Source organism: Kitasatospora sp. NPDC048540, assembly GCF_040651175.1.
Lineage (GTDB): Bacteria > Actinomycetota > Actinomycetes > Streptomycetales > Streptomycetaceae > Kitasatospora.
Window position 1 is genome coordinate 35,460 of the sequence record NZ_JBEZIR010000064.1, and the last position, 11,684, is coordinate 47,143.

The window sequence follows — 11,684 nt, forward strand, 5'->3', positions numbered from 1 at the left end:
ACCCACCCCTCCAGAGGAGAACCTCCGATGAAACTCCGTACCGCACTGCTCCCGGGCGCGCTCGTCGCCACCCTGCTGCTCGCGGCGCCCGCCGCCACGGCGGCCCCGCTGCGCCCCGGGCAGACCGAGCCGAGCCGCGGTGACCACGGTGTGGCGTACCTGGTGATCGACTCGTTCGAGAACATCCCGGCGGCCGGCCGGGCGGCCTTCCTGGCCGCCGCCCAGCAGGACGGCTACGACTCGCTGAAGCACGAGCGCGGCACCCAGAGCTTCCACGTGGTGCCCGACCCCGGGAACCCGTCCCGGCTGGTGGTCGCGATGACCTTCGCCAACCGCAGAGCGTTCGAGATCCACGAGCACGGCCGGTACGAGCACAGACTGCGCGCGCTCGCCGCCCGGGACCACGCCACCGGTCCGAACCGGACCATCAGCGGCACCTCCCGCCCGCTGGAGATGAACGGCAGGCGGGCCGACTCGCGCGGCGACGCCGGCGTGGTCTTCACGGTCGTCGCGGAGTTCGACAACGTGCAGCCGCAGTTCCGGGACGAGTTCATCGCGATGGCCCAGACCGACGGCTACCGGTCGCTGACCGAGGAGCCGGGCACGCTGGGCTACCACTTCGTGCCCGACCCCAAGGACCCGACCCGGGTGGTCTTCCTGGAGACCTTCACCGACCAGGCCGCGTTCGACGCACACAAGAACGGACCGGCGGCCACCGACTTCCTGGCCCTGGTCGCGCGCGCCCACATCACCGGGCCGAGCTTCTTCGTCACCAACCGCGCCGACGGCTTCTCGGCCCCGGGCGGAGTCTCGGTGCCGAACCAGGACGGCTGATAACATCTAACCGATGAACTGCATCTGATTGGCGCTGGTCATCCGAGTGCAGATGAATGTAAGAGGTCTGAGAGGTGCTCCAAGCATGAGGCTTCCGATCGAGCGCCGGCTGGGTCACCATCTGAAGCGCGCCGAGCAGGAACTGATCGCCGCGAAGCATGCTGCCCTCAGGCCGTTCAACCTCAACCCGGCCCAGTACACCGTCATGCTGGCCATCTTCGAGGAGCCCGGACTGTCCGGCGCCGCACTGGCCCGCCGCTGCCTGGTCACCCCGCAGACGATGTCCTCCGTGCTGAACACCCTGGAGGGCCGCGGATTGGTGGAGCGCAAGCCCCACCCCGTCCACCTCCACATCCTGGAGGCCAGGCTCACCAGGAGCGGCCGCGCGCTGCTCAGCAAGGCCGACGAGGAGGCCGTCGCCGTCGAGGAGTCCATCGCGGCGGAGTTCGACGACGAGGAGCGCGAGCAGCTGCTGAAGTTCCTCGAACGCTGGTCCGCCGTCCTCAACCGGTAGGCCCGCCCGGCAGGTCCCGGAGCGGCCGACGCCCCGCCCGCACCCGAGCGCCCCCGCGCCCGGTGCGGCCGGGGCGGCGGCGTGCCCGGCCCCGGGCGGGTGTCAGAGCGCCTGCCAGGCGGGCTTGGCCGCGTAGGTGTCGCGGTAGTACCCGGCCAGCTTGAGGCCGGAGGCGGCCGCCTCGTCGACCACCACGGTGGCGTGCGGGTGCAGTTGCAGCGCCGAGGCGGGCACCACGGCGGCCAGCGGACCCTCGACGGCGAGCGCGACGGCCTCCGCCTTGGCCTCGCCGGTGGCCAGCAGCACCAGGTGGCGGGCCTCCAGGATGGTCCCGATGCCCTGGGTGATGACGTGGTGCGGGACCTCCTCCGGGCTGTCGAAGAAGCGGGCGTTGTCCGCCCGGGTCTGCCGGGTCAGGGTCTTGATGCGGGTCCGGGAGGCGAGCGAGGAGCAGGGCTCGTTGAACCCGATGTGGCCGTCGGTACCGATGCCCAGCAGCTGGAGGTCGACACCGCCGGCCTCGGCCAGTGCCCGGTCGTAGGCGGTGGCGGCCGCGGCGATGTCCTCGGCGTTGCCGTCCGGGCCGAGGAAGGAGTCCTCGGTGAGGCCGAGCGGCTCGACCACCTCGCGCAGCACCACCGAGCGGTAGGACTCCGGGTGGCCGGCCGGCAGGCCGACGTACTCGTCCAGCTGGCAGATCCGCGCCCGGGAGGCGTCCAGCGCCCCGCTGCGGACCCGGGCCGAGAGCGCCTGGTAGATCGGCAGCGGGGTCGAGCCGGTGGCGACGCCGAGCAGCGCGTCGGGCTTGACGGACAGCAGATCGGCGATCGCCGCGGCGATGAGCTCGCCGCCGGCGGCGGCGTCGGGGACGATCACGATTTCCATACTGGTCCACCGTTTCTGGAACGATTTAGAGGTCTAGACCAGTCTGCCGTGAAGACACCCCTCAGGTCCACCCGGTCCAGCACCCGGAACGCGCCCGCCCCCGCGCCGGCCCCCGGCCGGTCACCGCCCCGGCAGCCGCAGCGCGGCCGTGGGGTCGCCCAGGATCACCGTCGCCGCCCGGTCGTAGGCGGTGACCTTGCTGTACAGCGCCAGGTCCAGCGCGGTCCGGGCGGCCTCCCGGACGCTGGTGCCGTAGACGCCCGCCGCCCGCGCGTACTGCAGCAGCAGACTGCCGACCGGCTCGTAGTAGGGCGCCATCGCCAGCCCCACCGGCAGGCCCAGGCAGAGCCCGCGGTACAGCGCGGCCTCCACCAGCTGGGAGGTGAGCCGCTGCCGGTTGGGCGGGAACGACATGGTCCAGTCGAAGGCCGGCTCGACCTGCCCGACGAACGCCCGGGCGGGCCGCTCGGCGCCGAGCAGCGCCCGCGGCAGCGGGGCGACGGCCGCGCCGCTCCCCGCGACCCCGTCCAGCGTCCGGTCCACCGGCGAACCCGGCTCGAACAGGCCGTGGTACGCGCTCGGACTGTCCGACCCGGCCGAACAGCAGGCCCGCGCCACCCACACCGCGCCGTCCGGCTGCCACCCGGCCAGCAGATCCTGCGGCCGCACCGGCGTACGGTCCTGGCCGACCGGCAGCCCGAGGCCCTCGCGCAGCCGCACCGGGTCGTCCACCGGGCCGGTCAGACCGTGGCTGGTGGTCACGGCCAGCGCCGGACGGGCCGAGGCGAGCGCCTCGCCCAGCGCCGCGCCGTCCGCACCGGTGGCCGACCCGTCGACGAACACCGCCGCCGGCATGTCCGGATCCGCCGCGAGCAGCGCGTACAGCGGCGCACCGACCGCGTCCCGCATCAGCGTGGTGATGTCCTGCGGGCCCTCGCCCAGGTCGACCGACCAGACCACCGGAGCCTCGTAGCGCACCGCCGACCCGGACCAGCCGTCGAGCAGCGCGTCGACGTACCGCGCCAGCGGCTCGCCGGTCAGATCGAGCCGCCCGACGTGCCGCACCGGGTTGAGCGCGTACTGCACCTGCCAGGGGATCTGTTCGGGCGTGCCGTGGATCAGCAGGTACATCGGGAGTTCCAGCGGGCCGGAGCCGGCCGGCGAGGCCGCGGTCAGCAGGTCGCCGCCGCCGGCCAGGTCGCGCAGGGTCCAGTCGGCGTACCCGCTGCCCGCCCGGTACCGCAGCACCCGCCCCCGCCGGGCCGCCAACAGCCGGCGCAGCGGCGGCTCGGCGTCCTCGGCCCGGGCCAGCGCGTCCGGGTCCAGCCCGGGGGCGTCGGGCAGCACCAGACCCCAGCCGACCTTCGGGTCGCTCCAGTCGGCCGGGTCGGGCGCGGACGGCACCATCCGCCGCGCCGCCCCCACCTCGACCGAGGTCAGCGCCCACCTGCCGTAAGCCTGCGCGAGCGGACCGGCCACCGGCCCGGTGCCGGAGAAGGCGTCCGTCACGGTGTCGGCCCCGGGCGCGGGGCCGGCCGCCGGGCCGCTCACCGGTGCTCCAGCAGCCCGGCGAGCTCGCCGAGCCGCTGCTCGGCCTCGGCGCGCAGCGCCTGCGGGGCGCTGGGCGGCAGCTGGGCCAGCAGGCCCTGGAGCGCCTCGATCTCCTTACGGGCCGCCCGCAGCGTCGGCGGCCCACCGTCACCGTCACCGTCGGTGTCACTGTCCACGGCGGGCGGCGGGCCGCCCGGCCGGGCCGGGCCCTGGCCGTGGGGATGGCGCAGGTACACCGCAGGCAGGGTCCACTCCTTGGTCGAGGCGGCGGCCTGGCTCAGCGTCATGTCCGTGTGCTTGTGGGCCAGCCTGGTCCGCGCCGCGACCAGCAGCATCGCCCAGTCGACCGGCTCGGCGGCCTCCGGGCCGGCCCCGGACCCGGCGGCGCGCTCCGCGAGCTCGGCCAGCAGCCGCTTGTAGAACGCCCGGGTGAACAGGTTGGCATCGTCACCGGGCACCGACTCGCGCATCGCGACCACCGCGGGCAGCCCGCCCTCGTACACCAGCCGCAGCGCCAGCGACTGCATGCTCTCCGGGCCGTCGCCGACCGCGGCCCCCTCGCAGCAGTTCAGCACGGTCAGCCACGGCGGGTCGCCCGCGCCGTCGACGAAGTCACGGAACTCCCGCGCCTCGACGTTCAGGCTGTGGTCCGCCCGGCCGGTGTCCCAGTCCGTCCCGAACGCCAGCTGCAGGTGCGGGCCGCCCTGCACCGAGCCGTGGCAGAAGAAGTGCAGCAGGTGCGGCCGGAAACCGCTGATCAGCCGGTGCAGATCGGCCAGGTCCTCGGGCACCAGCTCCACCCGCACCCCGCCCCCCTTGTCGAGCACCTGCTCGTACAGCTCCTTCTCGCTCACCACCACCAGCAGCTCCACCGGCACCCCCGGAGCCGCCGCGACCGCGTCCCGCAGCGCCTGCCACTCGTCGGCCGCCGGGATGCCGAGGCAGGACAGCACCACGGCGATCCGCACCGGCGGCTCCAGGTACCAGTACGGCTCCCGGACGATGGGGCTGTTGACGATCCGTCCGAGCGACCACCGCTCGTCCAGCCCGAGGAACTCCCCGGACGGCGCGCAGAGCGTCTCCCACGGCAGCGCCTCCACCTCGGCGCCGGTGGCGAGCTCCACGAAGACCGGACAGCGGTCGGGCGGCTGGGTGTTCAGCGCCACCGGCAGCTGGCTCGCGACCCCGGGATGCCGCATCACCTCCTCGAACAGGAACCGCCCGGCCGTCCGCGTCACCCCGTCGATCGGCAGCCGGGTGTCGCGCAGCACCGCCAGCGGCTGCTCGTCCCCGGTGCACTGGAACGGGTGCGCGGGGACGCCGAACACCGGCGGCTCCGACAGCGAGATCTGCACGTGGGTCAGGTTGTCGAGCCCGACCGAACCCGAGAGCTGGAAGATCAGTCGACTCATGGCGCACCTCCGGGGCGGCCGTCGAGGTGCCGGCGGACGTGCTTCTCGAGGAGCGAGGAGACCGAACGCAGCGCGGCGGCCGCGTCCGGGTCCACCTCGGCCGCATCCGGCGAGTCGGGCATCCACTCGGACTGCTGCGCCTCCAGGTAACGGGTCCCGGAGGCCACCCAGGAAGGGGTGCGGTCACCGGTCAGGGCGTCCTGGGTGGCGCCGCCGATCAGCGTCGAACGCCGGTCCGGGGTGAGCAGCATGGCTGCCGTCCCCGGGGACTCGGCGAACTTGGGGTGGGCCCAGCAGACCAGGCCCGGCATGGCCGTCGTGGGCGGGTCGGCGGCGCCCAGCACCATGCCGACGGCCGAGCCCAGCTGTCGCAGGTCCGGGTCGAGATCGAGGTCGTCGACCAGGACGACGCCCGGGCGCACCGCCGCGACCGCATCGGCCAGCTCCCGCAGCGCGGCACCGGAACGGATGCCCGGCACCGCGTTCAGCACCAGGCACCAGGCGCCGACCTGGGCGAGCAGCGTGCTGAGCTGGGCACTGCCGACGAACGGCGACGCGGCCCGCTGCGGACCGCGCAGCGGGGTGCCGGCGAGGGCCAGGGCGCCCCGGCCGTTGGAGAGCCGGCCGTCGGTGACGAACTGGACCACGTCCAGGGCCTGGCGCTGCAGCGCGTCGCGGATCCAGCGCAGCCACGGGTCGAGCACCCGGCCCGGCTCCTCGGCGCAGCTGAGGCTGTTCGCGGAGGGCGCGCAGCGGGCGGCGTCGTGCGGATCGTGCACCACCAGGAAGGGGGTCATGCCGCTGGCCCAGCGCGCCACCTCGCGGTGGCCGGCCAGGTCGGTGAACAGGTGCGCCCGGACGTGGCGCCCGGAGTGCTCGATCCACATCCCGGTGAGCTGTTCGAGGACGGCGGCGGTGGCCGCGGCGGTGCCCGCCGACCGGGAACCGGCGCAGAGCGCCACCTCGAGGGTGTCCGACGGGGACTGCGCGCGGACGGTGTGGTTCGGCAGCCGGACCACGGGACGGCCCAGCGGGGCGAGCAACTCCTCCCAGGGGACCAGGTGGAGGTAGCCGCGCGGGTTGGCGAGCTCCAGCCAGAGCGCGTTCGACGGCGGACCGGGCGACGGCCCGAGGCCGTCCGCGGCGGCCGCCAGCGCCTTCACCAGCTCGGTGGGGATCCGGAACCGGTGGTCCGGGAGCTGGTCGCGGGCGGACAGCCGCTCCGGCAGCCCGAGTTGGCCGATGGTGCAGCCGGCCACCCGTTCGGGCCGCCCGCCGCCCAGGACGGTCTGGAACTCGACGTGCGTCAGCCCGGCCCGGCCCGCACCCGACAGCCGGATGCGCAGCGTGGGGAGGTCGTACTCGCTGCGGATCTGGACGGCCATCGGCGCTCACCCGTCACCCGTCGACCCCGCACCCATCACCTGGGACAGCAGCGCCCAGGCGGTGGCCGGGTTGGCGACGTCCCCGTGCCCGGAGATCACCTCGTCCGCCTTGACGGCGACGATCCGGGGGCCCGGGCCCAGCGGGTACTGCTCCGGCGGCTCCCTGGGGTCCACCGTCACGCTCTCCCCGTCGACGCCCTGCGGGCCGTACCCGCCGAGCGCGGCGTAGCGGGACGGCGGCGCGCCGGCGATCACCACCTCGCCGAGGTCGGAGCGCCGCCGGACGGCCAGGTGGAAGACCTCGGTCAGCGGCACGTCATGACGGCTGAAGGTGGTCAGCACCGGCTGCTCCGAGCGCTCCGGCGCGGGCCGGTAGCCGCCGGGCCGTCCGGTGCCGTCGACGTCCCGCGCGAAGCACAGGGCGGACAGGGCGGGCTGGAGCAGCAGCACCGACTCGACCTTCCGGCCGGGCGCGGGGCCGTCGCACAGCGCCGAGAGCACCACCTTGGCGCCGTACGAGTGTCCGACCAGGTGGATCCGGGCGCCGGAGGGGGCGTCGAGCAGGGAGCGCAGCAGCAGGGCCACCCCGTGGCCGCCCACCCGCCCGGCCCGGTCCTTCATCAGCAGTACGGTCGCCAGCCGGATGATCTGCCGCGGGTCGAACCGGGCGGCGAACTCCCCTGGTCCGCCCGCGGTGCCGGGGGCCGCGGGTGCGCCCGGCCCGTCGTCCTCGATGAAGCCGCCTGGGCGCGGCGGCGGGCCGCCCGCGGGGCGTTCGGGCGGCAGCCCGCGCCAGGCGTCGACCAGGTCCGCGGGGTCGGGCCGCGCCGGGCTGCCCGGACGCAGTTCGTCGGTGCCGTCGGCCAGCACGGGGGCGAGCAGTTCGGCCAGTTCCCGTGCCTCGTCCCGGTCGATCCGCTCGGGCCCGGCCAGCTCGGTCAGCCGGGCCGCGTCGGTCGGCGACAGTTCCTCGGCCAGCGCCGCCGTCGTGGCGGGGCCCGGCGGCGACCCGGCGATCACGGGTCCCCGCTCACCGGGTGCCACCAGCGCGGTGCTCGGCCAGAACACCCCCGCCAGCAACGGACGGTAGTCGCGGCCCGGCGGGTTCCACCAACGGTGACCGGTCTCCAGGAACCGGGCGATGAAGTCGTCGTAACGCCCGGTGGCGGCCGCCCAGTCGTTGTTCCAGCCGTGCGAGAACAGGAACACGTCGGTGGCGTGGGCGGCGGCCTCCACCACGGCTTCCGCGGTCCGCTCGCCGGTGCAGGCGCCGGACTTGTCGAAGGGCACGATGTACGCGTCGGCCCCGGTGGCGCTGCCTCCGGTGAGGGTCCGCCAGGGCCTCACATCTGTTGTGTCCGCCATCGTCGACCACCTCGAAGGGGCTGCGGCGGGGGCCCGGGTCCGGGGGACGGCCGGGCTGCTGCTTCCAGCTTGCGCCGTTCGGGTGAGGCCGGCAATCGGCCGTGGACGGCGGTGACCGGGGGCGACCGGGGGCGCCCGTGACGGTCGGTGGCCGCCGTCACGGCCCGTCACGGGAGGCCGTCACGGTCCGTCATCCGCCCGCGCGGGCCGGGCGGTCGGCCCGGCCCGCGCCGGTCACGGTCAGTGCGGGCCGCCGCGCCGGATCGCCTCGGCGTACCAGTGCGCGCTCGCCTTCGGCGTGCGGGCCAGCGTCGGGTAGTCGACGTGGACGATCCCAAACCGCTTCCCGTAGCCGTACGACCATTCGAAGTTGTCCAGCAGCGACCAGAGGTAGTAGCCGCGGACGTCGGCGCCGCCCTCGACGGCGTCGGCGACCGCCGCGAGGTGCCCGCGCAGGTACGCGATCCGCTCGGGGTCCTGGACGGTGCCGTCCGGGCCGACCACGTCCTCGTAGGCGGCGCCGTTCTCGGTGACCAGCAGCGGCAGACCGTGCTCGCGGTGCAGCGCCAGCAGCAGCTCGGACAGCGCGCCGGGCTCGACCGGCCACCCCATCGCGGTCACCTCGCCCGGGGCGGGGTGGAAGGCGACCCGGTCGGCGCCGGGCCAGGGCGAGTGCTCGCTGACGCCGTGTCCGTCGTGCCGGGCGGCGCCGGCGGTGTGCGGCGCCGCCGACACCACGGTCGGGGTGTAGTAGTTCAGCCCGAGCAGGTCGATCGGCCGGGCGATCCGGGCGGGGTCGCCGGCCCGGACGAACTCCCAGTCGGTCAGGTGCGCGGTGTCGGCGAGCAGGTCCTCGGGGTAGCCGCCGTGCAGCATCGGGCCGGTGAAGATCCGGTTGCCGACCGCGTCGATCCGGCGGGCTGCATCCAGGTCCTCGGGCCGCCCCTCGAGCGGCCGCACCGCGTGCAGGTTCAGCGAGACGGCGATCCGGGCGGCGGCGGGCAGCGCGCCGCGCAGCGCGTCGACGGCGAGGCCGTGCCCGAGGTTGAGGTGGTGGGCGGCGCGCAGCGCGTCGACCGGGTCGGTCCGGCCGGGGGCGTGCACCCCGGAGCCGTAGCCGAGGAAGGCGCTGCACCAGGGCTCGTTGAGGGTGATCCAGGTCGGCACCCGGTCACCGAGCGCCTCCGCGGCCAGGGCGGCGTACTCGGCGAAGCGGTACGCGGTGTCGCGGACCGGCCAGCCGCCGCGGTCCTCCAGGTGCTGCGGCAGGTCCCAGTGGTAGAGGGTGGCGGCGGGGGTGATCCCGTGGGCGAGCAGTTCGTCGGCGAGCGCCCGGTAGAAGTCCAGGCCGCGTTCGAGGGCCGGGCCGCGGCCGGTGGGCTGGATCCGCGGCCAGGACAGCGAGAAGCGGTACGAGGTGAGGCCGAGGCCGGCCATCAGCCGGACGTCCTCCCTGAAGCGGTGCAGGTGGTCGACGGCCCGGTCGCCGGTGTCGCCGTTGACGGTCCGGCCCGGGGTGTGGCTGAAGGTGTCCCAGATCGAGGGGGTCCGGCCGCCCTCGGCGGCGGCGCCCTCGACCTGGTACGCGGCGGTCGCGGCGCCCCAGACGAAACCCGGGGGGAAGCGTCGGCTGTTGACGGTCATGCGGTGGGCTCCTCTGTGGGATGCGGTGGTGCGTGGGGTCAGCTCTTGACCGCGCCGGCGGTGATCCCGCCGACGATGTGCCTACCCAGCACGGCGAAGACCAGCAGCAGCGGAAGGGTGCCGACCAGGGCGCCGGTCATGATGACGGCCTGGTTGATCTCGTACGCGCTGCCGCCGCCGATGCCGGCCAGGGCCACCTGTACGGTCGGGTTCTGCTGGGTGAGGACCACGAAGGGCCAGAAGAAGTCGTTCCAGGACTGCACGAAGACCAGCATGCCGAGGACGGCCATGGCGGGGCGGGCGATCGGCAGGACCACGTGCCACACGATCCGCAGGCTGTGCGCCCCGTCCACCCGGGCGGCCTCGATCAGCTCGGTCGGGACCGCCTCGGCGAGGAACTGCCGCATGAAGAACACCCCGAACGCGGCCACCAGCGACGGCAGCACCACCGCCTGGAGGTGGTTGCCCCAGCCGAGGCCGGTGACGATCCGGTACAGCGGGATGACGCCGAGCTGCGGCGGGATCGTCATGGTGGCGACCACCAGCGAGAGCAGCGCGCCCCGGCCGCGGAAGGCCAGCTTGGCGAAGGCGAACCCGGCCAGGGTGGCGAACAGCACCGTGGACAGCGCGACGCAGCCGGCCACCACGGTCGAGTTGAGCAGCGCGGTGCCCATGTCGGCCTGGTCCCAGACGGTGCGGACGTTGTTCCACAGCTCGCCGCCCGGCACCAGCGGCGGCGGCGACTGGGCGACCCGGTCGCCGGTGGAGGTGGCCGCGACGAAGGTCCAGTACAGCGGGAACAGCGAGACGACCGCGGCGAGGCCGAGCACCAGGTAGGTGACCGGACCGGCCTTGTCCTGGGCGCCGGCGCCGGGGCGCAGACGGCGCCGTAGCGCGCCGGGGGCGGTGGTGGCGGCCATGGTCAGCCCTTCGGTTCGAGGCGGTGGCGGCGGGCGAACAGGTACCGGACGGCGCCGATCAGCAGCAGGAGCAGCAGCATCGTCCAGGCGACCGCCGAGGCGCGGCCCAACTGGCGGCTCGGCCAGCCGAGTTCGTACATGTACAGGCCGAGGGTCTGGAACTGGTGGGCGGATCCGCCGCTGACCCCGACACCGCCGCCGAACAGCAGCGGCTCACCGAACAGCTGGGTGGCCCCGATGGTGGAGACCACGACGGTGAACAGGATGGTCGGCCGGATCGACGGCACGGTGATCCGGGTGAACTGCTGCCAGCGGGAGGCACCGTCCAGCGCGGCGGCCTCGTACAGGTCCTTCGGGACGGCCTGCATCGCGGCCAGGTAGATCAGCGCGTTGTAGCCGGTCCAGCGCCAGGTGACGATGGTCGCGATGGCGATCTGCGAGGGCCAGGTGTCGGCGTACCAGTCGGTGTGCGCCAGCCCGAGCCCCGACAGGCACCAGTTCACCAGCCCGTAGTCGGGGTTGAACAGCTGGACGAAGACCAGCGTCGCGGCGGCGATCGAGGTGGCGTACGGCGCCAGCACCGCGACCCGCAGGAGACCGCGGCCGCGCAGCCGGTAGTTGAGCAGATGGGCGAGGACCAGCGCCATCAGCAGCTGCGGCACGGTGGAGAGCACACCGATGGTGACGGTGTTGCGCAGCGCGTTCCAGAACTGGTCGGTCGCCCACAGCCGGGTGTAGTTGCCGAACCCGCGCCACTCGGCGACGTCCGGGGTGAGCAGGTCGACCCGGTGCAGCGAGAGCCAGCCGGTCCAGACCAGCGGGAAGAGACCGAAGACCGCGAAGCACAGGAAGAACGGCGCGATGAAGACGTACGGCGAGGCCTTGAGGTCGAGGCGGTGCAGCCGGGAGCGCCAGGCGGGGCGCCCGGCCGCAGCGGCGGGGCCGGGCCGGTCCGGCGGGGGCGGGCTGTCCTCGGCGGGCGCGCGGAGGGTGGAGGCCACGGGGAGTCCTTCTCGGGGTGGCTGCCTCCGGCAGGGCGGAGGCGCGAGGGGCGGAGGCGCGAGGGGGCGAAGGGTGGTAGAGCTTTCCCAGGCAGTCCTGGCCGCAGTGAGCGCCGTCGTTGAGGCGGGCGACCTGACCGTCGCCGTGCCCGAGCACGTGACGGTCGAGCGAC

The 11,684-nt window shown here is 74.5% G+C and carries 10 protein-coding genes; 2 read left to right on the plus strand and 8 right to left on the minus strand.

Annotation, left to right across the window (positions count from 1 at the left end; translation table 11 throughout):
* Positions 1-27 precede the first annotated feature (27 nt).
* Together AB0D08_RS23750 and AB0D08_RS23755 are read left to right on the plus strand one after the other, a co-directional pair.
* Positions 28-834, plus strand: coding sequence for a putative quinol monooxygenase (locus tag AB0D08_RS23750; protein WP_051813288.1), 807 nt, complete (start codon positions 28-30; stop codon positions 832-834).
* 85 nt (positions 835-919) lie between these two features.
* Positions 920-1,348, plus strand: a complete 429-nt coding sequence (locus AB0D08_RS23755; RefSeq protein ID WP_033822524.1) for a MarR family transcriptional regulator — start codon at positions 920-922, stop codon at positions 1,346-1,348.
* A 102-nt stretch (positions 1,349-1,450) separates the two neighbouring features.
* Here AB0D08_RS23755 and AB0D08_RS23760 read toward each other — a convergent pair whose 3' ends face one another.
* From AB0D08_RS23760 to AB0D08_RS23795, 8 genes are all read right to left on the minus strand, one after another.
* Positions 1,451-2,233 carry a glucosamine-6-phosphate deaminase gene (locus AB0D08_RS23760; protein WP_033822523.1) on the minus strand — a complete coding sequence of 261 codons (783 nt, stop codon included), beginning with the start codon at positions 2,231-2,233 and terminating at the stop codon, positions 1,451-1,453.
* 120 nt (positions 2,234-2,353) lie between these two features.
* Positions 2,354-3,784, minus strand: coding sequence for a hypothetical protein (locus AB0D08_RS23765; protein WP_359891365.1), 1,431 nt, complete (start codon positions 3,782-3,784; stop codon positions 2,354-2,356).
* Entirely contained in the window at positions 3,781-5,196 is a 1,416-nt protein-coding gene (locus AB0D08_RS23770) for a CHAT domain-containing protein (RefSeq protein WP_359891366.1), read from the minus strand. The genes AB0D08_RS23765 and AB0D08_RS23770 overlap by 4 nt, the downstream gene beginning before the upstream one ends.
* Positions 5,193-6,581: a hypothetical protein gene (locus AB0D08_RS23775; protein WP_359891369.1), complete on the minus strand. Its 1,389-nt coding sequence runs from the start codon at positions 6,579-6,581 to the stop codon at positions 5,193-5,195. Before AB0D08_RS23775 ends, AB0D08_RS23770 begins: the two co-directional genes overlap by 4 nt.
* Before the next feature lie 6 nt (positions 6,582-6,587).
* Positions 6,588-7,946 carry a hypothetical protein gene (locus AB0D08_RS23780; RefSeq protein ID WP_359891371.1) on the minus strand — a complete coding sequence of 453 codons (1,359 nt, stop codon included), beginning with the start codon at positions 7,944-7,946 and terminating at the stop codon, positions 6,588-6,590.
* Between the two features lie 240 nt (positions 7,947-8,186).
* Entirely contained in the window at positions 8,187-9,590 is a 1,404-nt protein-coding gene (locus AB0D08_RS23785; protein ID WP_033822517.1) for a GH1 family beta-glucosidase, read from the minus strand.
* A 38-nt stretch (positions 9,591-9,628) separates the two neighbouring features.
* Positions 9,629-10,510: a carbohydrate ABC transporter permease gene (locus AB0D08_RS23790; protein WP_033822516.1), complete on the minus strand. Its 882-nt coding sequence runs from the start codon at positions 10,508-10,510 to the stop codon at positions 9,629-9,631.
* Positions 10,511-10,512: 2 nt separating this feature from the next.
* Entirely contained in the window at positions 10,513-11,412 is a 900-nt protein-coding gene (locus AB0D08_RS23795; protein ID WP_233289184.1) for a sugar ABC transporter permease, read from the minus strand.
* Positions 11,413-11,684 lie beyond the last annotated feature (272 nt).

Excerpts from the sequence above, each read along its gene's own strand:
- AB0D08_RS23750 (WP_051813288.1), top strand. The coding sequence starts at position 28 with ATGAAACTCCGTACCGCACTGCTCCCGGGCGCGCTCGTCGCCACCCTG.
- AB0D08_RS23755 (WP_033822524.1), top strand. The coding sequence starts at position 920 with ATGAGGCTTCCGATCGAGCGCCGGCTGGGTCACCATCTGAAGCGCGCC.
- AB0D08_RS23760 (WP_033822523.1), bottom strand. The coding sequence starts at position 2,233 with ATGGAAATCGTGATCGTCCCCGACGCCGCCGCCGGCGGCGAGCTCATC.
- AB0D08_RS23770 (WP_359891366.1), bottom strand. The coding sequence starts at position 5,196 with ATGAGTCGACTGATCTTCCAGCTCTCGGGTTCGGTCGGGCTCGACAAC.
- AB0D08_RS23775 (WP_359891369.1), bottom strand. The coding sequence starts at position 6,581 with ATGGCCGTCCAGATCCGCAGCGAGTACGACCTCCCCACGCTGCGCATC.
- AB0D08_RS23780 (WP_359891371.1), bottom strand. The coding sequence starts at position 7,946 with ATGGCGGACACAACAGATGTGAGGCCCTGGCGGACCCTCACCGGAGGC.
- AB0D08_RS23785 (WP_033822517.1), bottom strand. The coding sequence starts at position 9,590 with ATGACCGTCAACAGCCGACGCTTCCCCCCGGGTTTCGTCTGGGGCGCC.
- AB0D08_RS23790 (WP_033822516.1), bottom strand. The coding sequence starts at position 10,510 with ATGGCCGCCACCACCGCCCCCGGCGCGCTACGGCGCCGTCTGCGCCCC.